Origin of the sequence: Mesorhizobium sp. M1A.F.Ca.IN.022.06.1.1 (assembly GCF_003952605.1) — a bacterium.
In the GTDB taxonomy this organism is placed as follows: Bacteria; Pseudomonadota; Alphaproteobacteria; order Rhizobiales; family Rhizobiaceae; genus Mesorhizobium.
Map to the genome: position 1 here is coordinate 3,081,008 of NZ_CP034455.1, position 23,567 is coordinate 3,104,574.

General features: G+C 64.2%; 23 protein-coding genes. 10 read left to right on the forward strand and 13 right to left on the reverse strand.

What is annotated here, in order from left to right:
• Nucleotides 1–38: 38 nt before the first annotated feature.
• From EJ078_RS14570 to EJ078_RS14580, 3 genes are read left to right on the forward strand one after another with little or no spacing between them, the layout of a single operon-like run.
• Nucleotides 39–635 (forward strand): NADPH-dependent FMN reductase, encoded by a 597-nt coding sequence (locus EJ078_RS14570; RefSeq protein WP_095825474.1) that lies wholly within the window; start codon nucleotides 39–41, stop codon nucleotides 633–635.
• Nucleotides 635–1,336 carry an orotidine-5'-phosphate decarboxylase gene (pyrF, locus tag EJ078_RS14575; protein ID WP_127213858.1) on the forward strand — a complete coding sequence of 234 codons (702 nt, stop codon included), beginning with the start codon at nucleotides 635–637 and terminating at the stop codon, nucleotides 1,334–1,336. Before EJ078_RS14570 ends, pyrF begins: the two co-directional genes overlap by 1 nt.
• Nucleotides 1,337–1,371: 35 nt before the next feature.
• Nucleotides 1,372–1,659 carry a DUF1330 domain-containing protein gene (locus EJ078_RS14580; RefSeq protein ID WP_127213857.1) on the forward strand — a complete coding sequence of 96 codons (288 nt, stop codon included), beginning with the start codon at nucleotides 1,372–1,374 and terminating at the stop codon, nucleotides 1,657–1,659.
• A 143-nt stretch (nucleotides 1,660–1,802) separates the two neighbouring features.
• On the opposite strand, the gene EJ078_RS14585 is transcribed toward EJ078_RS14580, so the two are convergent.
• From EJ078_RS14585 to EJ078_RS14610, 6 genes are all read right to left on the reverse strand, one after another.
• Nucleotides 1,803–2,861, reverse strand: coding sequence for a D-alanine:D-lactate ligase-like protein (locus tag EJ078_RS14585; protein WP_127213856.1), 1,059 nt, complete (start codon nucleotides 2,859–2,861; stop codon nucleotides 1,803–1,805).
• 94 nt (nucleotides 2,862–2,955) lie between these two features.
• Nucleotides 2,956–3,828: an SMP-30/gluconolactonase/LRE family protein gene (locus EJ078_RS14590; protein WP_164750349.1), complete on the reverse strand. Its 873-nt coding sequence runs from the start codon at nucleotides 3,826–3,828 to the stop codon at nucleotides 2,956–2,958.
• Complete coding sequence (locus EJ078_RS14595) at nucleotides 3,828–4,466, reverse strand: 2-dehydro-3-deoxy-6-phosphogalactonate aldolase (protein WP_095827319.1); 639 nt, start codon at nucleotides 4,464–4,466, stop codon at nucleotides 3,828–3,830. Before EJ078_RS14595 ends, EJ078_RS14590 begins: the two co-directional genes overlap by 1 nt.
• Nucleotides 4,463–5,398, reverse strand: a complete 936-nt coding sequence (locus EJ078_RS14600; protein ID WP_245456839.1) for a 2-dehydro-3-deoxygalactonokinase — start codon at nucleotides 5,396–5,398, stop codon at nucleotides 4,463–4,465. The genes EJ078_RS14595 and EJ078_RS14600 overlap by 4 nt, the downstream gene beginning before the upstream one ends.
• Complete coding sequence (locus EJ078_RS14605; protein ID WP_127213853.1) at nucleotides 5,395–6,162, reverse strand: SDR family oxidoreductase; 768 nt, start codon at nucleotides 6,160–6,162, stop codon at nucleotides 5,395–5,397. The genes EJ078_RS14600 and EJ078_RS14605 overlap by 4 nt, the downstream gene beginning before the upstream one ends.
• A 153-nt stretch (nucleotides 6,163–6,315) precedes the next feature.
• Nucleotides 6,316–7,665, reverse strand: a complete 1,350-nt coding sequence (locus tag EJ078_RS14610) for an EAL domain-containing protein (protein ID WP_127213863.1) — start codon at nucleotides 7,663–7,665, stop codon at nucleotides 6,316–6,318.
• A gap of 254 nt (nucleotides 7,666–7,919) precedes the next feature.
• Between EJ078_RS14610 and EJ078_RS14615 the strand changes: the two genes are divergently transcribed.
• The 4 genes from EJ078_RS14615 (at nucleotide 7,920) to EJ078_RS14630 (ending at nucleotide 11,989) form a co-directional block, all read left to right on the forward strand.
• Nucleotides 7,920–8,930, forward strand: coding sequence for a glycosyltransferase (locus tag EJ078_RS14615; RefSeq protein ID WP_127213852.1), 1,011 nt, complete (start codon nucleotides 7,920–7,922; stop codon nucleotides 8,928–8,930).
• Nucleotides 8,930–9,304, forward strand: a complete 375-nt coding sequence (locus tag EJ078_RS14620; protein WP_127213851.1) for a GtrA family protein — start codon at nucleotides 8,930–8,932, stop codon at nucleotides 9,302–9,304. Before EJ078_RS14615 ends, EJ078_RS14620 begins: the two co-directional genes overlap by 1 nt.
• 67 nt (nucleotides 9,305–9,371) lie before the next feature.
• Entirely contained in the window at nucleotides 9,372–10,313 is a 942-nt protein-coding gene (gshB, locus tag EJ078_RS14625) for a glutathione synthase (protein ID WP_095798998.1), read from the forward strand.
• A 146-nt stretch (nucleotides 10,314–10,459) separates the two neighbouring features.
• Nucleotides 10,460–11,989, forward strand: coding sequence for a YifB family Mg chelatase-like AAA ATPase (locus EJ078_RS14630; RefSeq protein WP_067003103.1), 1,530 nt, complete (start codon nucleotides 10,460–10,462; stop codon nucleotides 11,987–11,989).
• 24 nt (nucleotides 11,990–12,013) lie between these two features.
• Here the strand turns inward: EJ078_RS14630 and EJ078_RS14635 are convergent, their stop codons facing one another.
• From EJ078_RS14635 to EJ078_RS14660, 6 genes are all read right to left on the reverse strand, one after another.
• Nucleotides 12,014–14,188, reverse strand: coding sequence for a malate synthase G (locus EJ078_RS14635; protein ID WP_127213850.1), 2,175 nt, complete (start codon nucleotides 14,186–14,188; stop codon nucleotides 12,014–12,016).
• A 252-nt stretch (nucleotides 14,189–14,440) separates the two neighbouring features.
• Nucleotides 14,441–16,477 carry a hydantoinase/oxoprolinase family protein gene (locus tag EJ078_RS14640; protein WP_208721601.1) on the reverse strand — a complete coding sequence of 679 codons (2,037 nt, stop codon included), beginning with the start codon at nucleotides 16,475–16,477 and terminating at the stop codon, nucleotides 14,441–14,443.
• A gap of 190 nt (nucleotides 16,478–16,667) precedes the next feature.
• On the reverse strand, nucleotides 16,668–17,039 hold the full coding sequence (locus tag EJ078_RS14645) for a DUF559 domain-containing protein (protein ID WP_095825049.1): 372 nt from the start codon (nucleotides 17,037–17,039) through the stop codon (nucleotides 16,668–16,670).
• A 119-nt stretch (nucleotides 17,040–17,158) separates the two neighbouring features.
• Nucleotides 17,159–17,506 carry a hypothetical protein gene (locus EJ078_RS14650; RefSeq protein ID WP_127213848.1) on the reverse strand — a complete coding sequence of 116 codons (348 nt, stop codon included), beginning with the start codon at nucleotides 17,504–17,506 and terminating at the stop codon, nucleotides 17,159–17,161.
• A 70-nt stretch (nucleotides 17,507–17,576) separates the two neighbouring features.
• Nucleotides 17,577–18,086, reverse strand: a complete 510-nt coding sequence (locus EJ078_RS14655) for a hypothetical protein (protein WP_127213847.1) — start codon at nucleotides 18,084–18,086, stop codon at nucleotides 17,577–17,579.
• Nucleotides 18,087–18,141: 55 nt separating this feature from the next.
• Nucleotides 18,142–18,549, reverse strand: a complete 408-nt coding sequence (locus EJ078_RS14660; protein ID WP_245456837.1) for a hypothetical protein — start codon at nucleotides 18,547–18,549, stop codon at nucleotides 18,142–18,144.
• Nucleotides 18,550–18,768: 219 nt separating this feature from the next.
• Between EJ078_RS14660 and EJ078_RS14665 the strand changes: the two genes are divergently transcribed.
• Genes EJ078_RS14665 through EJ078_RS14675 form a run of 3 tightly spaced genes read left to right on the forward strand, consistent with a single transcriptional unit; the run spans nucleotide 18,769 to nucleotide 21,488 of the window.
• Nucleotides 18,769–19,113, forward strand: coding sequence for a hypothetical protein (locus EJ078_RS14665; protein WP_127213846.1), 345 nt, complete (start codon nucleotides 18,769–18,771; stop codon nucleotides 19,111–19,113).
• Nucleotides 19,110–19,625, forward strand: a complete 516-nt coding sequence (locus tag EJ078_RS14670) for a type II TA system antitoxin MqsA family protein (RefSeq protein ID WP_127213845.1) — start codon at nucleotides 19,110–19,112, stop codon at nucleotides 19,623–19,625. The genes EJ078_RS14665 and EJ078_RS14670 overlap by 4 nt, the downstream gene beginning before the upstream one ends.
• On the forward strand, nucleotides 19,626–21,488 hold the full coding sequence (locus EJ078_RS14675; protein ID WP_127213844.1) for a ParA family protein: 1,863 nt from the start codon (nucleotides 19,626–19,628) through the stop codon (nucleotides 21,486–21,488).
• A gap of 14 nt (nucleotides 21,489–21,502) precedes the next feature.
• Here the strand turns inward: EJ078_RS14675 and lepA are convergent, their stop codons facing one another.
• The gene (gene lepA, locus EJ078_RS14680) at nucleotides 21,503–23,308 is read right to left on the reverse strand and encodes a translation elongation factor 4 (RefSeq protein WP_127213843.1); all 1,806 of its coding nucleotides are present in this window, start codon (nucleotides 23,306–23,308) and stop codon (nucleotides 21,503–21,505) included.
• Between the last annotated feature and the right edge of the window lie 259 nt (nucleotides 23,309–23,567).

Here is a 23,567-nt window from a genome sequence, read left to right on the forward strand (position 1 = left end):
ATCGCTCTTCGACCTATACGTCTCTCGACAGGTGGCCGATGGCAGTAATCGCAAGAATCCTCGTCTTTGCAGGCTCGATCCGCACCGGCGCTTTCAGCGGCCGGACGGCCGATGTGGCGCAAAAGGAACTCGCCATGCAGGGTGCGGAGGTGACCCGCATCTCGCTCGGCGACTATCCGCTGCCGATCATGGACGAGGATCTTGAGAAGGACAAAGGCATTCCCGAGAATGCCGTGAAGCTCGGGCATCAGATTTCCGCCCATGACGGGCTGCTGATCGCGACGCCTGAATATAACGGCTCGATCCCGCCGCTCTTGAAGAATTCCATCGACTGGGTGAGCCGGCTCCGGCGCGACGGCAGCCGCTCGTTCAGGCCGCTTTACGGCAAGCCCGTCGCGCTCTGCTCCTCCTCCGAGGGCAAGTTTGCCGGCATACGCTGCATTAACCATCTGCGCGCGGTGCTGGTGCGCTGCCAGATGGAAGTGATCACGCCGGAATGCTCGGTTTCCGGCGCCGATGAAGCCTTCGCCGAGGACGGACAATTCCGCGACGCCAGACTGCACCAATCGATGGAGCGCCTATGCCGTACACTGATCGAAACCTCGCGCATGCTGTCCGTGAGGATCGAGGTCTGATGCATCCGGTCGAGACCATGCGCGACAGGCTGATCGTCGGCCTCGACGTGCCGACGCTGAAAGAAGCCGAACAGACGGTGCGCGAGCTCGAAGGCAGCGTCTCTTTCTACAAGATCGGCTATCAGCTCGCCTTTGCCGGCGGGCTCGATTTCGCGCGCGAGCTCGCCAGCGGCGGCACCAAGGTCTTCCTCGACATGAAGCTGCTCGATATCGACAACACGGTGGCCAAGGGGGTCGAGAATATCGTCAGGATGGGGGTCTCGATGCTGACGCTGCATGCCTATCCCAAGGCTATGCAGGCGGCGGTGGAAGCAGCCAAAGGCAGCGAGCTCTGCCTGCTTGCGGTGACCGTGCTGACCTCGATGGACGAGCAGGACATGATCGATGCCGGTTATGAATACGATCCGCACACGCTGGTGCTGAGGCGCGCCGAACAGGCGCTGCATGCCGGCATGGGCGGCATCGTCTGCTCGGCCGAGGAAGCCGAAACCGTGCGCCGGATCGTCGGTCCCGACATGGCCGTGGTCACGCCGGGTATACGGCCGAGCGGCAGCGCCCATGGCGACCAGAAGCGTGTGGTGACGCCGGCGCAGGCGATCCGCAACGGCTCCAGCCACCTTGTCGTCGGCCGGCCGATCGTCAAGGCGCCGGATCGGCGGGCGGCGGCCGGGGCAATCTTGGCCGAAATGTGCTCGGCATAAGTCCGTCTGCTCGCGAAAAGAAATAGGAGAAAAGAATGCCAAAGGGATATTGGGTTGCCCGCGTCGATGTGCGCGACCCGGAAGGCTACAAGGACTATGTCGCCGCGGCCAAACCGGCTTTCGAGCGCTTCGGCGCGAAATTCCTGGCGCGCGGCGGCGAGCATGAGAAGGCCGAGGGGCCTGGCCGCGCGCGCAACGTGATCATCGAGTTCGAATCGCTTGCCGCCGCGCATGACTGCTACCACTCGCCAGAATATCAGCGCGCCGTCGCCATCCGGCAGAAAGTGGCCGACGGCGAGATCGTGCTGGTCGAGGGGGTTTAGGCCCAGGGCGCATCGTCCTGCCTTGACATGATCAAAGAGTGCGGTGGCGCAGAACAAGATTTGCAGCGATCCTTCGCGCCCCCCTCTGTCCCGCCGGCGTCTCAAAGCCGCTCCGCTGCCGCAGACCGGTCCAATCCCTAAGCTTATGCCCTCAGCCGGCTGGTCGCCGTCTCCGCCATCGCATCCGCCAGGCTCATGCTCCATTGCCTGCGGCAATAGTCGCGGAAATCGAAGCAGGGCAGGCCGGGACAGACTTCGAACTCGATGAGATGGATGGTGTCGTCGGCCTCGACCCTGAAATCGACCGAGAAGACGTCCTTCAGGCCAAGCCCGGCGATCAGCTCCTGCGCGATGGCGCGGATCGCGCGATCGGCCGCCGGCTGGCTGGCGGCGACCTGCTCGAGTTCCGGCTCGGCATAGGTGCCTGCGTCCCTGGCGGCCTGGCCGCTATCGCCATAGAGCGCCATAGAGTCGGCCATGGTCTGGAAGTCGCCGCCGGACTCGACGAAGGCGATGCCGAGCGCCTCGACGCCGGTATCCGGCTTCAGACCGAGGAAGCTTGCCCGCACATTGCGGCCGGCGACATAAGGCTGGACGACGACATCGTCGCGATAATGGTCAAAGACACGCCGGCTGAGCTCCTGCGCATGACCAAGATCGCGACAGCGCGAATCCGGCCAGATGCCGATCTTGGCGCCGAGCCGGTTGGGTTTGACGAACCAGCCGGCGGATGAGGCCGGTGGCTCGACCAGCCATTTCCCATTCCGGGCCAGCCCGGCCGGCGGCACCGGCAGGCCAAGCGCGCCGAGCACGGCGCCGGAGCGGAACTTGTCTTGGCAGAGCGCGAACAACGAATCGTCGGCGCCGATCGTCTTCAGTCCATTCAGCCTTGCCAGCGCAGGCGAAGCGCCGCCGCGGAAATAGGCGATGCCGTCGGTCAGCGTCCAGACCAGGGTTTTGGCGGGATCGGCGTTCGCCAAGACGGTCGCGGCGTCGTCCAGCTCGACGGCCATGAAGGTTAGGCCGCGCGTTTCGCAAGCGGCGGCGAGCTGGCCGAATTCGGGCGCGAGATCGGTCGACTGCGCCAGATAGGACGATACCTCGATGGCGCGTTCCGTCGGGTAGCCGTCGGCGACCAGCCGGTCGAAGCAAGCCTTCTCCGGCTCATGGACAAGGATCAGCGTCGGGCCGTTGCTCGGCATGGAAGCTCCCAGAAGCGTCAGGTGCTACCATCGCATGGCGGTTGCAATCGGCTTTCAGGAAACCGACCTGAGCGAGCGATAATGCGCAAGCCGCTCAGGCGATCAGCACGCGCGGCTCGAAGCGGCCCCGGACCGGAATGTCGAGCAGGAAGGTCATGCCGGCCTGAGGATCGAGCTTGCGCTGCTTGTCGTCCTTGCCTTTCCAGGCCGATGTCACCGCAAGGCGGTCGGCGTTCGGCCCGACAAAGGCGGGGCAGGAAGGCTGCGTTACCGGCATCGGGATTTCGCGCAGCAGCATGCCGTCCGGCGAATAGGCCTTCACCGCCTTGCCGCCCCAGACGGCGTTCCACAGCACCCCGTCGCGGTCGACGACCGAGCCGTCGACATAGCCTTTTTGCGAACGATGATCGACGAAGATGTTCGGCTCGCCCGTCGGCAGGCCGGTCGCCGGATCGCAAGCGACGCGCATCAGAAGCCCGGTCGCGGTGTCGGTGTAATAGGCGATCGTCCCGTCGTCGGAAAAGCAGATCGAGTTGGACACGGTAATGTCGGAGAACAGTCGGCGAAGCTCGCCCTTGAAGAACCAGTAGATCGCGCCGGCGCCCTTGCCCTCGTCCTTGCCCATCGTGCCGGTCCACAACGCGCCGCAGGGATGGACGCGGGAATCGTTGGAGCGGGTCAGCGGATTGTCGGCTTCGATCGGCGTGTGCAGCGTCAGCCTGCCGGTCGCAACATCGCGGACCTGCAGGCCAATCTCGGTGGCGATCAGCTGGCGGGCATCGTCGATGACGGCGATGGCGCTGGCCATCACGCCGAGATCATGGATTTTCAGCGCGCCGGCGAGCGGCTTTTCCAGAAGCTTGCCATTGACGATGTCGAACCAGAACAGTGTCTCGGTGCCGGGATCGTAGCTCGGTCCCTCCCCCAACTGGCAAATGTGATCGCTGAAGACCGAAACGCTGTCCATCAAATCCCTCCGAAGGCTTCGTCCCAGGCCGCGACCGCGGCGCGGGCGCGCTCAGCCACTTCATCGACGCTGGCGCCCGGCTTATATAGGCTCGACCCAAGGCCGAAGACGCTGACGCCGACGGCTTTGTAGCCGGCAAAATCCTTGTCCGAAACACCGCCGACGGCGCCGATCAGCGCGGTTGCCGGCAGCACGGCGCGGATCGCCGAAATGCCGCCGGCGCCGAGCACGCTTGCCGGGAAGAATTTAAGCGCCGAAGCACCGAGCCTGATCGCCTGGAAGGCCTCGGTGGGCGTGAACACGCCCGGCATCGTCACCATGCCATACTGCATGGCGCGGCCCATGACATCGGCATCGATGTTGGGGCTGACCAGCAGCCGGCCGCCGGCCTTGTGCAAGGCATCGACATCGGCCGCCGTCAGCACCGTGCCGGCGCCGACCAGCGCGGTTTCCGGAAGGACTTCGGCGATCCTGGTGATCGACGAAAACGGTTCCGGCGAATTGAGCGGCACCTCGATCGCCTCGATGCCAGCGTCGAAGATCGCCTGGCCTATTGAGATCGCCTCTGTCGGCTTGAGGCCACGCAAGATGGCGACCAGCCCGCGTTTCAGTCTCGGAAAGGGTGCTGTCTGCGTCACGCGTCGCCTCCGATCATGCGGTTCTCGCGCGCGGCTTCGACAAGGCCGGCGCGCACCGCTTCATCCGCATCGACGACCCGAAAAGCAAGACCGGCGAAGCCAAGAGCGGCGCCATAGAGCGAAGCCAGCGCGCCGGAAGCGATCAGCACGACGGGCGCTTCACTGATGCCGTAGCGCCGCTTCGCCGAAGCGATCTCGCCGCCGATCAACAGCCCGGACAGGCACGCCGCCGCCTCGTCGGATTTCAAATCTTGCAGCAGCCCGGCGGCGCGGATCGCAAACAGCTTTGAGGTAACGTCGCCGCCTTCGCCCAGCGCGCGCTCACACCACTGACGGAAGAACGGACTATCCGCCGTGACCGGTGCCGGATGCTCGCCCAGCGAATGTTTCAGGATCGAATGCGCGGCCAATACCGAAAACAACTCCCCGGTCGGCCAGGTGCCGAAGCCGGCGACCGCGCCGTCCTCGACCACGACCCATTTGGAATGGGTGCCCGGCATGCAGACGAGGTGGCGGCCCTTTGCCGGCAAATTCGCGCCGGCAAGCTGCGTCTCCTCGCCGCGCATGACATCCGGGGCGTCGGCGAGGCGCTGGGCGAGGCCGGGCACGATACGAATGTCGCGGCGCTCGCCTTCGATGCGGGCGGCGCCTGCCAAGATGGCGCCGATCGGCGCAGGCACGGTGAAGTATGGCGCCTCGATCCAGCCCTGGCGGGAACCCGCCATGCCGCAGATAATGACGGGCAGGGACTCCGGCGCGCCCATGGCGGCGAGATGGCCTTCCAGCACCGTCGCAAAACCCTTTTCGCGCGCGGTGATCAGGCCGTCGTCGCCGCGCCGCTCGGCGAGCACCTGACCCGCGCCGTCAAGCAGCCAGGCCCTGAGCCTGGTCGTGCCCCAGTCGAGGGCGGCGACCGCAGGCGCGCCGCTCACAGCACGCCTCCGTCGACGATCAGCATTTGCGCGGTCAGCATGCGCGAGGCGTCCGACGCCAGGAACAGCACCGTACCGACAATGTCGTCGGGCTGCATGGGCTGCTTGATGCATTGCTTGGCGACATGGGCGTCAAGCGCCTGCTCGGTGACCCAAAGCTCGCGCTGGCGTTCGGTGATCACCCAGCCGGGCGCAACCGCGTTGACGCGGATGCCGTCGGCGCCGAGCTTGCCGGCAAGACCTTTGGTGAGGCCGAGGATACCGGCCTTGGCGGCGGTATAAGCCGGCAGGTCGGGATGGTTGATGAGGTAGGACGTGGAGCTGAAATTGATGATCGAGCCGCGGCCGGCGCGCTTCATGCCCGGCGCCACCGCCTGGGCGGTGAAGAAATGCGGCCGCAGGTTGATGGCCAGGTTGTTGTCCCAGAACTCGACCGTGACATCCTTCACCTCATGGCGATCGTCGAGCGCGGCGTTGTTGACCAGCGCCGTGACATCGCCATGCGCTTTCGCCGCCTTCGCTGCCGCGGCGCGCAGCGCCTCGACGTCGCGCAGATCGGTCTTGAGATAGAGCGGACGCCGGCCAAGCTCCCTTTCCAGACGGTCGACCAGCGCCGTGCTGGGCTTGTCGGCGATGTCGATGAAGGCGACCTTGGCGCCTTGCCGCATGAAGCCCTCGGTCAGCGCCGCGCCGATGCCGGAACCGCCGCCGGTGATCAACACCGAGGCGCCGTCGAGGTCGGCGAAACGCGCCGATGGCATCATGATTTCTGTCTCCCTTTGGCCGGCGCGCATCCTAGCCATGCCGGCCCCGGGAGCAAGGGTGAAAAGGCGATTTCGGCGGCAATATGTCTGACAAAATAGCAGCCGCGCTTCCGTGAGGCGCAGACGGGTCGGCTTGGATCGCAGGTTGGTCGATCAGATCGCCTTGGCGCGCAGCGCGCCGCGATAGGAATCGCGCAGATAGCCAAGCGTGGCGTCGGCATCGACGGGCTTGCCGAACAGATACCCCTGGCCACCCGCGCAGCCGAACTGGACGAGGCGGTCGGCCTGCGCTTCCTCCTCTATGCCTTCGGCCACAACGTCCATGCCGAGTCCTTCGCACATGGCGAGAATGGCACGGATGATGTGTTCCGAGGGGCGGTCTTCGAGGATCGAGGAAACGAAGGCGCGATCGATCTTCAGCTTGTCGAAATGGAATTCGCGCAGGCGTCCGAGCGACGACTGGCCGGTGCCGAAATCGTCGAGCGAGACGCGGATGCCGACGCGGCGCAGATCCTCGACGATCTTCTCGGCCGAAGCCGGGTCGGTCATCAGGCCGGTTTCGGTGATCTCGATCTCCAGCCGGCGCGGATCGAATCCGGTGCGGTCGAGGATCGCCAGGATATGCAGGCCGGTGTTCTGGTCGACAAGCTGCGACGGCGACAGGTTGAAGGACAGGAACAGGTCCTTCGGCCAGTTGCGCGCCGCCTCGGTCGCCTTGCGCAGCACCAGCTGCGACAGCGGGCCGATGATGCCGCGCTCCTCGGCGATGGGAATGAACACGCTCGGCGGGACCATGCCGAGATCGCGATCGGTCCAGCGAGCCAGCGTCTCGAAGCCGATGGTGCGGCGACTGGTGAGGTCGACGATCGGCTGGAAATGCGGCTCGACCTCGCCGGCCGAGACGGCGCGGCGCAGCGCCTGCTCGATGCGGGTGACGCGCTTGGCGGCCTCCTCCATCTCGCGTGTGTAGACGACGACGCGGCCGCGGCCCGAGCGCTTGGCGTGGTAGAGCGCGGTCTCGGCCTTGTTGATCAGGATCTCTGTGGTCTCGTCGCCGGAATAAAACAGCGAGCAGCCGACCGAAGCCGACAATCTGGCGGTGCGCTCGCCGACATCATAGGGTGCCGACAGGATCTCGATCAGCATGCGCGACTTCTCGGCCGCCTGCTCCTCGCTGAACACCATCGGGTAGAGGAAGGCGAACTCGTCGGCGCCGATGCGACAGACGGTGGAATAGCCATCCATCGAGGCACGCAAGCGCATAGCCACCTGGATCAGGATGTCGTCGCCGGCCTTTTGGCCGAACAGGTCGTTGATCGGCTTGAAGCCGTCGAGGTCGAGGATGCCGACGGTGAATGGCGCGGGATCGTCGGCGCGATCGCTGATCAGGCGATCGACCTTGTCGTAAAAGCGACGATGGTTGCCAAGTCCGGTCAGCGGATCGGTGAAGGCCAGATCCGCGTTTTCCCTGCCTGGCTGCCCGGTGCCAAACGTCGTTTGCATCATGTCCCTGTTCTGACGGGGGAATTTGTAACCAGACTGGCAGCAAAGCGTTTAGGAAAGGTATCGGAAAATCGATTTTCTGAAGATCGCGAAAATGGGCCTTGGCGCCATGCCTGGCGGTCCAGGGTCTTTGGCGATGGAGGCTTAAACCGGGCATTAACAGCTTCAATAAATAGTATAGCGGCCCGGAGACGCCGGCATTGGGACCGGCATTGGCGCGGCTGGTCGGCTGGGCCCGGGCACCGGAGATAGGCATGCCGCACGAGGTCCGCAACGAGCCGGCGATCGCCGTGCTCCTGCCCTGCTACAATGAGGAGCTGACGATCGGTGAGGTCGTGCGGCGCTTCCGCGAGACGCTGTCCTCCGCGACGGTCTATGTCTACGACAACAATTCGAAGGACCTGACCGCGCTCAGGGCCCGCGCGGCCGGCGCGGTCGTCGTGCGCGAACCGCGCCAGGGCAAGGGCAATGTCGTGCGCCGCATGTTCGCCGACATCGACGCCGACATCTATGTGATGGCGGACGGCGACGGCACCTACGCGCCGGAAGATGCGCCGCAGCTGATCAACACACTCTTGACCGAGCGCTCGGACATGGTGGTGGGCACCCGGCGGGGCGTCACCGACGACGCCGGCCGCTCCGGCCACGCCTTCGGCAACCGCATCTTCAACCGGCTCTACAAGGGCCTGTTCGGCGCCGATTTCACCGATATCTTTTCCGGCTACCGGGTCTTTTCGCGGCGCTTCGTCAAGAGCTTCCCGGCGGTTTCCGGCGGCTTCGAGATCGAGACCGAGATGTCGGTCCATGCCTCGCAGCTCAAGCTGCCGGTGAACGAGATGGCGCTCGACTACGGCCGCCGCCCGGAAGGCTCATCGTCGAAGCTGTCGACTTTCCGCGACGGCGCCAGGATCCTGTGGATGTTCGCCATGTTGGTGAAGGAGACGCAGCCGCTGCGTTTCTTCGGCACGTTTGCCCTGTTCTTCCTGGCGGCCAGCATCGGGCTGATGATCCCGGTGCTGATCGAGTTCGCCGAGACAGGACTTGTTCCGCGCATGCCGACCTGGGTGCTGTCGGTTGGCCTGCTCCTCTTGTCCATGCTGGCGATGGTCACCGGGCTGATCCTCGATTCGGTGTCGCGCGGCCGGGCCGAACAGAAGCGCATCTTCTATCTTTCCATCCCTGCCGGCCGCATCGAGCGACGCGCGGGCTTCAACGGCGAGGCCTCCCCGAAGAGGGAGCCGGGCAAGGCCTCGCGAGCCGCCTGATGGTCCGGCTTGCCCGCTTCGTGCTTGCCGGCGGCACCGGCTTCGTTGCCGATGCGGCCGCGCTCTGGCTGCTGCTTTCCGTCACGCCGCTCGGGCCGCTGGCGGCACGCGTGCTGTCGATCGGCTTCGCGCTCACCGTCACCTGGCAGATCAACCGGCATTTGACCTTTGCGCCGTCGAGCCGAGGCATCGCGCAGGAGGGCGCGCGTTACGGCGGGGTCGGCGTCGCCACCAGCATCGTGAATTATCTCGCCTATTGTGCCCTTCTGTTCGCGCTGCCCTCCCTGCCGCCGCTGGCGGCGCTGACGGTCGCCTCGCTGGTCGCGATGGCGCTGTCCTTCGTCGGCTATTCCCGGCTGGTCTTCGACCGATAATCTCTGGCCGATTGGCAGAAGCCGCCGATTTCCCTATATCGGCGGCAGAGATTGCCGGAGACCCGAGATGCCGTTGAAAATCGCCGTCCAGATGGACCATGTCTCGACGGTGTCGATCGCCGGCGACACCACGTTCGCGCTGTCGTTGGAAGCGCAGCGGCGCGGCCACCAGCTTTTCCACTACACACCCGACCGGCTGTCGATGCGGGGCGGCAAGGTGTTCGCGCGCGCCGAGGAGATGCAGGTGCGCGACGAGAAGGGCAGTCATTATTCGCTGGGCGAGCCGGTGCGCACCGATCTGTCGGAGATGGACGTGGTGCTGCTCAGGCAGGACCCGCCCTTCGACATGAACTACATCACCACAACCCACATTTTGGAACGCATCCATCCGAAGACGCTGGTGGTCAACGACCCGGCCTGGGTGCGCAACAGCCCGGAAAAGATCTTCGTCACCGAATTCCCGGACCTGATGCCGGAGACGCTGATCACCAAGGATCCGCAGGAGGTGGCCGCCTTCCGCAAGGAGTTCGGCGACATCATCGTCAAGCCGCTCTACGGCAATGGCGGGGCGGGCATCTTCCATCTGCACGAGGCCGACCGCAACCTCGCCTCGCTGCTCGAAATGTTCGGCCAGCTGTTCCGCGAGCCCTATATCGTGCAGCGCTATCTCAAGGACGTGCGCAAGGGCGACAAGCGCATCATCCTGATCGACGGCGAGCCGGTGGGCGCCATCAACCGTGTGCCGGCCGAGCACGATTCGCGCTCCAACATGCATGTCGGCGGCCGCGCCGAGAAGACCGAGCTGACGGAGCGCGAACGCGAGATCTGCGCCCGCATCGGGCCGGCGCTCAGGGAACGCGGCTTCATCCTCGTCGGCATCGATGTCATCGGCGACTACATGACCGAGATCAACGTCACCTCGCCGACCGGCGTGCGCGAGGTGCGGCGCTTCGGCGGCGCGGACATTGCTGCCCTGTTCTGGGACTGCGTCGAAGGGAAGCGGAAGTAGCGCCCCTCAGCTGCCCGGTGGGCGGGACCGTATGTTCCCGTAATGTTCTTGCTTAAGCTGCAAATCTGTGGTTGTCTAACCTGATCCCGCTCGCCGCCTGATCGCAGGACCGGCGAGCGAGCCGGTATCCGGGGGCTTGAGACAAGATGGTAGCGCGGGTTCGCACGGTGGCTTTCCAGGGCATCGAGGCCGTGCCGGTCGATGTCCAGGTGATGATCGCGCCGGGCAAGGTCGGCATGCAGATCGTCGGCCTGCCGGACAAGGCGGTGGCAGAGAGCCGGGAACGCGTGCAGGCCGCGCTTCATGCGTCCGGCCTGTCGATGCCGTCGAAGAAGGTGACGGTGAATCTCGCGCCGGCGGACCTGCCCAAGGAAGGCAGCCATTACGACCTGCCGATCGCGCTCGGATTGATGGCCGCGCTCGGCGCCATTCCGGGCGATATGCTGGCCGGCTATGTCGTGCTCGGCGAATTGTCGCTCGACGGCACCATCGCCGCTGTCGCCGGCGCGCTGCCGGCGGCGATCGGCGCCAACGCCGAAGGCAAAGGGCTGATCTGTCCGTTCGCCTGCGGGCCGGAGGCAGCCTGGGCCGGCAAGGATTTCGATATCCTGGCGCCGCGCAGCCTGATCGCCATCGCCAACCATTTTCGCGGCACCCAGGTGCTGTCGCGTCCCGAGGCCGGCATCCAGGTCGCCGCGCGCGATCTGCCGGACCTTGCCGACATCAAGGGCCAGGAAAGCGCCAAGCGGGCGCTGGAAGTGGCGGCGGCGGGCGGGCACAATCTCCTGATGGTCGGACCGCCGGGCTCGGGCAAGTCGATGCTGGCGCAAAGGCTGCCCTCGATCCTGCCGCCGCTGGCGCCGAAGGAGCTGCTCGAAGTCTCGATGATCGCGTCGGTGGCGGGCGAGCTCGGCGAAGGCAAGCTGACAGACCGACGGCCGTTCCGCGCGCCACATCATTCGGCGTCGATGGCGGCGATGGTGGGCGGCGGCTTGCGCGTGCGGCCGGGCGAAGTGTCGCTTGCGCATCACGGCGTGCTGTTCCTCGACGAGTTCCCGGAATTCACGCCGCAGACGTTGGACGCGCTGCGCCAGCCGCTGGAGACCGGCGACTGCGTGATCGCGCGCGCCAACCACCGCGTCACCTATCCGGCGCGCATCCAGCTGGTGGCGGCGATGAACCCGTGCCGCTGCGGCATGTCGGGCGAGCCCGGCTATCGCTGCCTGCGGGGCGAGCGCTGCCGCACCGAATACCAGGCGCGCATTTCCGGCCCGCTGCTCGACCGCATCGATCTCAGGATCGAAGTGCCGGCGGTCTCGGCAAGCGACCTGATCCGGCCGGACAAGGCCGAGACCAGCGCCGCTGTGGCGCAGCGCGTGGCGCGCGCCCGGGCCATGCAGCGCGAGCGGCTGGAAAGGCTGGGTGCGGCGGCCACCACCAACGCGCACTGCCCGCCTTCGGTCATCGAGGCGATCGCCAGGCCCGACGCCGCCGGGCTGACGCTGCTCAAGGACGCCAGCGAAAAGCTCGCCTTCTCGGCGCGAGCCTATCACCGCGTGCTGAAGGTCGCGCGGACGCTCGCCGATCTCGACGCCAGCGAAACCGTCGGCCGCATCCATCTCGCCGAGGCGATCTCCTACCGCATGAGCGCGGAGCGCATGGCGCAGGCGGCGTAAGGTCCCTGGCGCGGATTTCCGGCGCTACCCCGCCCGGTCCTTCGCCTTCAGCTCCAGCCTGCGCGCATGCAGCACCGGCTCGGTGTAACCGTTGGGCTGGACTGTCCCCTTGAACACCAGGTCGCAGGCGGCCTGGAAGGCGATCGACTTGTCGAAATCCGGCGCCATCGGCCGGTAGAACGGGTCGCCGACATTCTGGCGATCGACGATCGCCGCCATGCGCTGCAGCGAATCCCGGACCTGGATCTCCGAGCACACCTTGTGGCGCAGCCAGTTGGCGATGTGCTGCGAGGAGATGCGCAGCGTGGCGCGGTCCTCCATCAGGCCGACATCGTTGATATCGGGCACTTTCGAGCAGCCGACACCCTGATCGATCCAGCGCACGACATAGCCGAGAATGCCTTGCGCGTTGTTGTCGAGCTCGCGCTGGATCTCGTCCGGGGTCCAGTTCGGCCGCACCGCCACGGGCACCGACAGGATGTCGTCGAGCCTGGCCTTCGGCCGGCTCCTCAGCGCCGCCTGCACGGCGTGCACATCCACTTTATGATAGTGGGTGGCGTGCAGCGTCGCCGCGGTCGGCGACGGCACCCAGGCGGTGTTGGCGCCGGCCTTGGGGTGCGCGATCTTTTGCTCGAGCATCGCCGCCATCAAATCCGGCATGGCCCACATGCCCTTGCCGATCTGGGCGTGGCCGGCGAGGCCGCATTCCAAGCCGGTGTCGACGTTCCACGCCTCATAGGCGGAAATCCAGGCGGCCTGCTTCATGTCGCCCTTGCGGATCATCGGGCCGGCTTCCATCGAGGTGTGGATCTCGTCGCCGGTGCGGTCGAGGAAGCCGGTGTTGATGAAGACGACGCGCTCCCTTGCGGCGCGGATCGCTTCCTTGAGGTTGACGGTGGTCCGCCGCTCCTCGTCCATGATGCCCATCTTGATGGTGTTCTTGGCCATGCCGAGCAGGGCCTCGACGCGATCGAAGATTTGCACGGCGAAGCCGACTTCCTCCGGCCCGTGCATCTTGGGCTTCACCACATACATCGAGCCGGCGCGGGAGTTGGCACGGCGGCCGTTGTCGCCGACATCGTGCAGCGCGATCAGCGCGGTGAGCGCCGCGTCCATGATGCCTTCCGGCACCTCGTTGGCGTCGCGGTCGAGGATCGCCGGATTGGTCATCAGGTGGCCGACATTCCTGACCAGCATCAGCGAGCGTCCGGGCAGCAGCAGCTGGCCGCCATTCGGCGCCGTGTAGCGGCGGTCCGGATTGAGCTTGCGGACAAAGCTCTTGCCGGCCTTGGTGATCTCTTCCGCCAGGTCGCCCTTCATCAGGCCGAGCCAGTTGCGATAGACGACGACCTTGTCCTCGGCATCGACGGCGGCGACCGAATCCTCGCAATCCTGAATGGTGGTCAAGGCGGCCTCGAGGACGACGTCGGCAATGCCGGCCGCATCGGTCTTGCCGATCTGACTGGCATGATCGACGACGATCTCGATATGCAGGCCGTTCTTTACCAAAAGCACGGCTTCCGGCGTGGCGGCGTCGCCGCGGTAGCCGGCGAACTGCTTCGGGTCGGCAAGCGTGGTGGCGCCGGCGCCTTCGCCGACCTTCAGCGCGCCGTTCGCCACCGAGAGCCCGTTGATGCCGGCCCATTTGCCGGTGGTGAGCGGCACGGACTGGTCGAGGAAGTCCCTGACCCAGGCGATCACCTTGGCGCCGCGCGTGGGATTGAACGCCTTGCCCCTTTCGGCGCCTCCCGTCTCGGGAATGGCGTCGGTGCCGTAGAGCGCGTCATAAAGCGAGCCCCAGCGCGCATTGGCAGCATTGAGCGCATAGCGCGCGTTCATCACCGGCACGACCAGCTGCGGCCCGGCGACGACCGCGATCTCCGGGTCGACGTTTTCGGTCGAGACGCTGAAGGCCGGACCTTCCGGCACCAGATAGCCGATCTCTTTGAGGAAAGTTTTGTACTGCTCCATGTCGACCGGCGCGCCGTTGGCGCGGTACCAGTCGTCCAGCCTCTCCTGCATGGCGTCGCGCTTGGCGAGCAGCGCGCGGTTCTTCGGCGCGAGGTCGTGGACGATCGCGGAAAAGCCCTCCCAGAACTTTTCCGGATCGATGCCGGTGCCGACTGCTGCCTCCTCGGCGACGAAGTCATGGAGCTCCCGGGCAATCTGCAACCCGGCGATCTCGATGCGGTCGGTCATCAGCACGTCTCCAGATGGGTAGGCTTTGCCGGGGCTTTGACATGTTTGGGGTTCAAGGGTCAATTCGGCTTAGGGTGAAGGTGCGGCGCGGTTTCCCTTCTCCCCTTGTGGGAGAAGCTGGATCGGCGCGCAAGCGCCGAGACGGATGAGGGGTGTTCCAGCGGAGTGCGGCGCTGGTGTTCCCTGGAGCACCCCTCATCCGTCGCCTCCGGCGACACCTTCTCCCACAAGGGGAGAAGGGGGAAGGCGCGCTCACACCGCAATCCTTGGGCGCCCTGAGGCCACCGCCACCACATGCGCCTCGATGAACATGCGCTGGTTCTCGACCGTCGAGACCTTGAACTCGGTGGACACATCGATTTCGGCGCTGTCGGTGCCGGCATTCTTCGCGCGTTCGGCGACGATCGCCCGCACGTCGGCTTCCGCCGCGGCGATCGCCTTCTCCTCCTCGGTGAAGTCGCGCACCGTCTGCCCCGAGGCGAGCCGGAAAAGCCCTTCCCTGGGCTGGCTGACGCGGGCTTCGGCTGAGACCCGCACCTGGCCGACGACGGCGCCGAGCGCGTTGGCGACGTCGGTGTCCTCCGGCACGATGCAGCCATTGCCGATCAGCGGCGGCAGGCCGGCGTAATGCAGCGGCGCCGAGGCGCCGAGGCCGATCACCGGCCGGTCGAGCGCGACGCTGAAGCGGGCGATGCCGGGATGCGCATCGACGGCGCGCTGCACCAGCGCGTGCGCGACGGTCGCGGCGCCGTCCAGCCCGTCCTCGGCGAAGGCGGTTTCGAGAATATATTCGGCCGACCAGCGCGTCAGCGTGACGAGCACGCGCTGGGCGAGCACTTCCGGCGTCGCGGCGATCGGCTGGCCGCGGCCGTCGCGGCGGCGGGAAAACAGCTCGGCGCCGAGACGCGTGGCGGCGGGATCCCAGTTCGACTGCTTGCCGAGCACATGGGCGGCGTCGGACGGCGTGAAGCCGCAAATGTGCACCAGGCCGCGCGCCACCAGCCGGTTCAGCGTGGCGTTCTGGGCGTTGGAGCTGAGCAGCCGGTCGAGCGCCAGCGGGGTGGCGCCGATCGCCTCGTAGAGTTTCGCTTCCGGCGCGGTGAGGCCGGCGGCGAGGCGATCCGGCACGCCGGTGCGCACGGCAAAGCGCCCGTCCATGCGGCCGGGATTCGGCGCGCGCAGCTGCCGCTCCAGCTCGGCGGTGACCGCCTCGCCATGCGCCAGGCCGGCCAGCGCCAGCGGCACCAGGCGGCGCGGCCCGAGCAGGATCTTGGGGTCGAGCGCGCCGTCCTCCAGCGCCACTTCGGAGTCGCCGCCGAGGCCGAAGGTGCGCATGGCGACGGCTTCGACCATGGTGCGGAAGCCGCCGACGGTGGCGCCTTCCGGATCGAGCCGCGGCCGGCCGCTATCGAGCACCGCAACGTCGGTGGTGGTGCCGCCGATGTCGGAGACCATGGCGTCGTCCAGCCCGGTCATGTGGCGGGCGCCGACCAGGCTGGCGGCCGGGCCGGAGAGGATGGTCTCGATCGGCCGCTGGCGGGCGAAGGCCGCCGACACCAGCGCGCCGTCGCCGCGCACCACCATCAAAGGTGCGGCGATGCCGCGCTGGTCAAGAAAGCCTTCGGTCGCCGCGACCAGCCGGTCGATCATCGAGATCAGCCGGGCGTTGAGCAAAGTGGTGAGCGCGCGGCGCGGACCGCCGAGCTTGGCCGAAAGCTCGTGGCTAGCGGTGACCGGCAGGCCGGTTTTTTCGCGGATCAGGTCGCGCGCGGCGAGCTCATGCGCCGGATTGCGGGTGGCGAAATAGGCGCAGACGGCGAAGCCCGACACTGAACGCCCGAGCTCCGGCAATGCCGCCTCGAGGCCGGAAAGATCGAGCTTCGCGGCATTGCCGTGCACGTCATGGCCGCCGGGGCAGAACACCACCGGATCGCTGCCCAGAGCCGCCTTCAGCCCGTCGCGGGCAAGGTCGGCCTCGGCAAAGCCGATCATCACCAGCGCCACGCGCCCGCCCTGGCCCTCGACCAGCGCGTTGGTGGCAAGCGTGGTCGACATCGACACCAGCTTGATCGCGGCCGGGTCGGTGGCGGATTTTTCCAGCACCGCGTCGACCGCGCCGGAAATGCCGACGGCGAGGTCGTGGCGCGTGGTCAGCGCCTTGGCCTTGGCCAGCACCTTGCCCTTGCTCGGGTTGTCCAGGGGCCCGCCCTCCTCCGACCACAGCACGGCATCGGTATAAGTGCCGCCGGTGTCGATGCCGAGGAAGAGCGGTTTTGGCTTGGCGGTCATTTGGCGGTGGCAAGTCCGGGCGAGAGGTTTGGTGCCTGCCCCTTAGCCGATACGGGCCGGCGGATAAAGGCGGGAGCGATGGGCCAAGGGAGGGGCAAGCTCCCTTCTCCCCCTGTGGGAGAAGGTGGATCGGCGCGCAGCGCCGAGACGGATGAGGGGTGCTCCAGCTTGGCAAATACGCCCATCGGCATCATCGCCAAGGCTGCAGATCTTCGTCCCGCACATAGGCAATGATGGTATCGCAGACAGCATCGAGTTCCTTCAGAACGTCGTCATTCCAGAACCTCAACACGCGAAATCCCCTCGCCTTCAATTCGGCGTCGCGCTCCTGGTCGTGGGGCGAGTCCGCATGCTGACTGCCATCGATTTCGATGATAAGCCGAGCCTCGGCGCAAACGAAGTCGGCAACGAATCTACCCACTGGCACCTGCCGGCGGAACTTGATCTTGTCGAGACGGCGGCCGCGCAGCTCCTGCCACAGACGGTCCTCCGCTTCTGTCGACTCGCGCCGCATCCGACGAGCGAAATTGCGCTTGGCCGGGGTTACGGGTTGATGCGGCATGGCGGAAGACTAGGCCTCATTTCGTCCAATTCTCCAACATCGCACTCCGTCCAACACCCCTCATCCGTCTCGGCGCTGCGCGCCGATCCACCTTCTCCCACAAGGGGAGAAGGGGTGCCCTACTCCGCCAGATCCACCGTCTCCGTCGAGTGGTCAGTGCAGATGAAGCAGCAGGTGTCGCACGGCTGGTCGTTGTCGGGGCCGACGCCGGCGGTGACGGAATCGTCGCCGACCACCCAGGCGCCCCAGCAGATATGCTCGCCCGGTTCGCAGGAGATCGGCACGGACTTCTTCGCCTTCGGCCGGATAAGGAACACCTTGTCGTCGCCCGGCCAGACTTTCTGGCTGTCGCGGCTGAACAGCTCCAGCGCGACGCCGTCGGAGCGTTGGTTGCGCACGAACACCGACATGTCGGCGGCGAAGGCCGGCGCGGTGAGGAGAAGAAAGGCGAGCAGAGCGCGAATCATGGCGAGGTCCCGGGGGGAGTAGAGCACGGGAGGCATCTGGAAGCACCCTCACCCGGATGAGGGGGCCTCGCTACCTCCTCACCACCACATGCGGCGCAAACGTCTTCACCGCGTCCACCAGGTCCTGGCCGCGCACGTCGAGCGAGGAGATTTCCATATGCACGATGTTCCGGCCGAAAGGCATCAGGCCGAAGGCATTGGCGGAGGAATATCGGATTGCGTCGGGCGGCTCCTCGGTGAGCTCGAAATTGAGCATCGCCGCGCCCTTGCCGCCGGCGGCGAGCCGCACGCTCTGCACCTTGCTCCAGGGCACCAGCACGTCGCCGGCGCGAGCATCGCGGAAGCCGTGGCTGTCCAGCACGACCTTGACCGAAGTGTCGAAGGCGCCGCGCGCGATGAACGCGCCGAGTCCGAGACAAGCGGCGCCGAGCAGCGCGATCCACAGCACATGCCCGCCATCCGCCCCCGAAGCCGCGCCCTGCAGCGCGCCGAAACCGAAAATGCCGCCGATCAGGAATGGCCCAACGGCGGGCAGGATCTTTCCCGACGGGCTGTTGCGGAGTTCGAGCGGCGCGGCCATGGCCTAGGCACTCAACGCTCCGGCTGCAGCAAAGTCCAGATCCAGCCGATGAAGGTCAGCACCAGGAACGGATAGCCGAGCGCCGGCAGCGGCGACGACGTGGGCAGCAGCGGCGCGCCCACAGGATCATAAGGACCGAGACGGCGAAGAGCACGGCGGCGACGAAAGCCGGGAGCCGCATCCACAGCGCGAAATTGGCTTGCGCGCTGACCATCACCAGCCCCGCCGCCCAGAGCGCAATGGCGCCCGCATAGGAAGGCACGGAAACCTGCAGCCCCGCCGCATTGCCGGCCAGAAGCAGGCTTTCGCCGGCGAGGAAAGTCAGGAAGCCGGCCGCGACGAGGTCATTGCCGAGCCGCTGGTATTTCATGGTGAGCAGCGCTGCCGCGACGACGATGCCGACACCGTCGATGGTCCACAGCGTCTCACGCAGCGCATCGCTGGCATCGAAGGTCCCCGTCATGCCAACGCGCCGCCGATGGCGAGGCCGATTGCGGCGACGGTATCCGAGGTGCGCATTTGGTACCGTCCTATCAATGATTGATTAGCCACCGGGTTGACTCAAGAGAAAAAGTATCATTTGATACCGACAAAGGGTGGGCTCGTGGACAAGGATCGCGAAGACATAAGCCTCCAAGTCCGCAAGCTGATGGTAGCCCGATGTCGCTCAAGGCGAACTAGGGTGGCCCTGTTCACGCCCGATGCGCCGACCAGATGGCAGCCAAGAACTCTTAGGGATCCTCGGTCCCCGGAGGAGTATTTTACCGATGATTCGGCATGGGAATACATCGCTGATTGCCTTGAAAGCGGATGCCCGGTTGAAACCATCGTACTGGATCATCCACCCGGAAAGACAGGCTTTGTCTTTAAAGTGGCCGGCCATGCGGCGGTTGAAGCTATTTATGTAAAGCTTCAGATGGGCTCCGACAAAGTAGTTGGCCGAAGCTTTCACGAAGACAACCCTCCAAAGGGCACCATTGTGAAGAGATCGTTTGTTCTGATCGAACGACGAAAGGGACGTGCATGACCACCGACTCCCAAACTTGTGAACTCTGCGGGGCGAAGGCTCTGGTCAAGACGATACAGACCGAGCAGTTTCCGTACGGCTCAGGAGACGATGCAGTAATATTGACCGCAAACGTGCCTGTTTGGTCGTGCATTAAATGCGGAGAGAGCTTTACCGGAGGCGAGGCGGAAGACCTTCGGCATGAAGCTGTTTGCTTACATCTGGGCCGCCTCGCACCTAAGGAGGTTTGGGCGATTCGGGATTCTTACGGGCTAACGCAGGAGCAGTTTGCAGAACTGACCGGTTTTGGTGTGGCCTCTATCAAACGTTGGGAAAGCGCCCATCAAATACAGAATCTGTCCGCAGATCGATATTTGCGCCTGCTTCGCATGCCGCAAAACTTTCGTTTCATCCAGCTTTTAAATGATGGCATGCCTCCTTTGGAGCCATCTTTCCGTACGCCGCTGTCAGAACGCGCAATAAGCGATGCTAAAATATTCAGGCTTCGCCGGAACTTAGAGGCGGTCGCCTGAATGTTTGTGATAACATTTTATTCGTACAAAGGCGGCGTTGGCCGAACGATGGCTCTCATGAACACCGCGGCCGAGCTGACGAAGCGTGGCCGGCGTGTTTTGATCTTAGATTTTGACTTGGAGGCACCTGGTATCTCCACTTATAGACCTTTTCAGCATTCGAGTGAGTGTCCTGGAATTGTTGACTATGTTTCCGAATTTGCTGAAACCCTTAAGGCTCCTAATGCTTCTGACTTTATCGTCGAATGCTCTTTCTCCACCGACGGCGAAATTCGTCCAGTCTGGGCATTTCCGGCAGGCCGCAGAGGTGAGAGCTATGGAGCAAAGCTAGCTTCAATCGATTGGCAAGACCTTTACGTCAATCGCGATGGATATCTCCTTTTCGAGGACCTGCGTCAGCAACTTAAAGACGACCATCGAAACTTTGACTACGTTCTGGTAGATAGCAGAACTGGTTACACCGATGTTGGCGGGATTTGCACTCGCCAACTTGCGGACGTAGTGGTCGTTATGTTCTTTCCAAATGAACAGAACATTTTCGGACTTGAATCTATAGCAAGTGAGATACGAATCGATTCTCTCATTCGATCTCGAAAGACCGAGCTCTTGTTTGTGCCATCAAACGTTCCGGACCTCGATGATGAGGAAGGCATCTTGAAGCATATGATGGAGTTAGCTAGCGAACGTCTCAAGTATGATGAGGCCTCTGCCGTGATTCATCATTATGATAGCATGTCTTTGATTGATCAAAGCATATTCACGCTATCCAGGCCTAACTCGAGATTGGCCGAGGAATATCGTGGCCTTACGAAATCTATTGTACAGCTTAACATCGAAGATCGGGAAGGTGCTCTTTCTTCGCTTCAGAGGCTCAGACGACATCTTGAGTATGGCGAGGGCCGCAATGGTCGCAGGAGAGCGGATAGCAAACCTTGGGACACGAAAACGATCGGTCTGCTCGATGAGATTGGTCGCATCCACTCAGCGGATGGCGAGGTGGCGTGGGTCTTGGCCACCGTCTATAAATCCCTTGGCAATCTGTCTAATGAATTAAATGCCCTGAATGACGCGCTTACGGCGGGTTACAATTCTGCCAACGTGCATCTGCGGCGCGCCTTTAACCTTATGAGCCAATCACGAGTGGCTGAGGCTAGAGACGACTTGTTGGCAGTGGTCGCCTCCGAGACCACACGACCGATCGAATTGACGTCGGCTATAGAAGCCTTAAGGGCCATCGATCCCGACTGGTACAGGGCTTTGGAGGTTTCGCCTGCTCTTCTAAACTTAGAATCTTCGGATCTGTCCAGGCTATCAGAGGTGTTGATGACCGAGACAAACGGGCTAAAAATAGCTTATAAGATTTTCGAGCGATCCCTCATTAATAATGAACAGGCTACCAACGATTTCGTCAGAAATCATTTTGCGCTTACACTCATTGGGCTCGGACAGTTCGCAGATGCAGTGAGCTTCATATCATCGGACAGGTCTGAGCTGGTTTCGGGTGGCGATACCCCTGCGATATTTAATTTTGCCATGGCCGAATGGGGACTGAATGGGACCCCGCCCTATGAGCTTATAACCTACTTGGTGTCATCCGACAAAAAGGAGATTAGCCCGCACGGGGCAAACTATTTTCAATGTTTGGCACTGTGCTACGCGCTATCAGATGATTACACGACCGCTCGTTCGTATATAGCTAACGCAAAGCGGTCTTTGGGCCCTGGAAGAATTTTTAGCTCATGGCGCTATCGGTATGTTGACCGCGATTCTATGATTGAGGACTTGGAAGAAATGGACCGCTCGCTCCAAGCCGGGCAGATAAAGCCACCTTTCTTAAATTCAAATAGGGAATACCTGCACTAAAGCTCCATCCTTTCTCAATCCCCCATCTTCAAGGCCTGGATAAACGCTTCCTGCGGAATATCTACCTTGCCGAACTGCCTCATCCGCTTCTTGCCCTCTTTCTGCTTGTCGAGCAGCTTGCGCTTGCGGGTCACGTCGCCGCCGTAGCATTTGGCGGTGACGTCCTTCCTGAGCGCCGAGACGGTCTCGCGGGCGATGATGCGGCCGCCGATGGCGGCCTGGATCGGGATCTTGAACAGGTGCTGCGGGATCAGTTCCTTCAGCTTCTCGCACATGGCGCGGCCGCGCTTTTCCGCCGCCGACCGGTGCACCAGCATGGACAAAGCGTCGACCGGCTCGTCATTGACCAGGATCGACATCTTCACCAGGTCGCCCTCGCGATAGTTGGTCAGGTGATAGTCGAAGGAGGCGTAGCCCTTGGAGATCGACTTCAGCCGGTCGTAGAAGTCGAACACCACCTCATTGAGCGGCAAATCGTAAGTCAGCATGGCGCGCTTGCCGACATAGGAGAGATCGGCCTGGATGCCGCGCCTGTCCTGACAAAGCTTCAGGATGCCGCCGAGATAGTCGTCAGGGGTGAGGATGGTGGCGCGGATCCACGGCTCCTCGATCGAGGCGATCTTGACCACGTCGGGCATGTCGGCCGGGTTGTGCAGCTCCTTCACCGTGCCGTCGATGAGGTTCATGCGGTAGACGACGCTGGGCGCGGTGGCGATGAGGTCGAGGTTGAACTCGCGCTCCAGCCGCTCCTGGATGATCTCCAGATGCAACAGCCCGAGGAAGCCGCAGCGGAAGCCGAAGCCGAGCGCGGCCGACGTCTCCATTTCGTAGGAGAAGGAGGCGTCGTTGAGGCGCAGCTTGCCGACGGCGGCGCGCAGGTCCTCGAAATCGGCGGCGTCGACCGGGAACAGGCCGCAGAACACCACCGGCTGCGCCGGCTTGAAGCCGGGCAGGGCCTTTTGCGTCGGGCGGCGGTCCTCGGTGATGGTGTCGCCGACGCGGGTGTCGGCCACTTCCTTGATCGAGCCGGTGAAGAAGCCGAACTCGCCGGGGCCGAGTTCGTCGACATTGACGCGGGCCGGCTTGAAGACGCCGGTGCGCTCGACGAGATATTTTGCGCCCGTGCCCATCATGCGGATGGTCTGGCCCTTCTTCATCACGCCGTCGATGACGCGGACCAGCACGATGACGCCGAGATAGGCGTCGTACCAGCTGTCGACCAGCATGGCTTTCAGGGGTGCCGAAATGTCGCCCTCGCGCGGCGGCGGCAGCTGGTGGACGATCGCCTCCAGCACGTCCGGCACGCCAAGGCCGGTCTTGGCCGAGATCAGCACCGCGTTGGAGGCGTCGAGGCCGATCACCTCCTCGACCTGCTCGCGGATGCGCTCGGGCTCGGCCGCCGGCAGGTCGACCTTGTTCAGCACCACGACGATCTCGTGGTTGTTGTCGATCGCCTGGTAGACATTGGCGAGCGTCTGCGCCTCGACGCCTTGGCTGGCGTCGACCACCAGCAGCGAGCCCTCGCAGGCGGCCAAAGAGCGCGAAACTTCATAGGCGAAGTCGACATGGCCGGGCGTGTCGATGAGGTTCAACACGTAGTCCTCGCCGTTTTTGGCGCGGTAGTTCAGCCGAACGGTCTGGGCCTTGATGGTGATGCCGCGCTCGCGCTCGATGTCCATCGAGTCCAGCACCTGCTCCTTCATGTCGCGCTCCTCCAGCGCGCCGGTGAGCTGGATCAGCCGGTCGGCAAGCGTGGATTTGCCATGGTCGATATGGGCGACGATGGAGAAATTGCGGATGTGGTCGAGGGGCGTCGTCATGCGGCGCGCTTTAGCAGGGGCGGGTTTAAGGGGCAAGCGGTGGGCCCGGGGAGATCGGAGCAGAGCAGGCAAACACGCTCGCCAATGTCTGAACACGGCCAATGATCGGAGGCCGGCGCTGCCCCTCATCGCCCTGCCGGGCACTTCTCCCCGTAAGTGACGGGGAGATGGGGCTGGCCGCCGCCTCGGTACCTTTCTTGCAGCGTTCCAAATTGGCGAAATCGTCGATGGGGGCGCCCCTCTCCCCGTTACCACACGG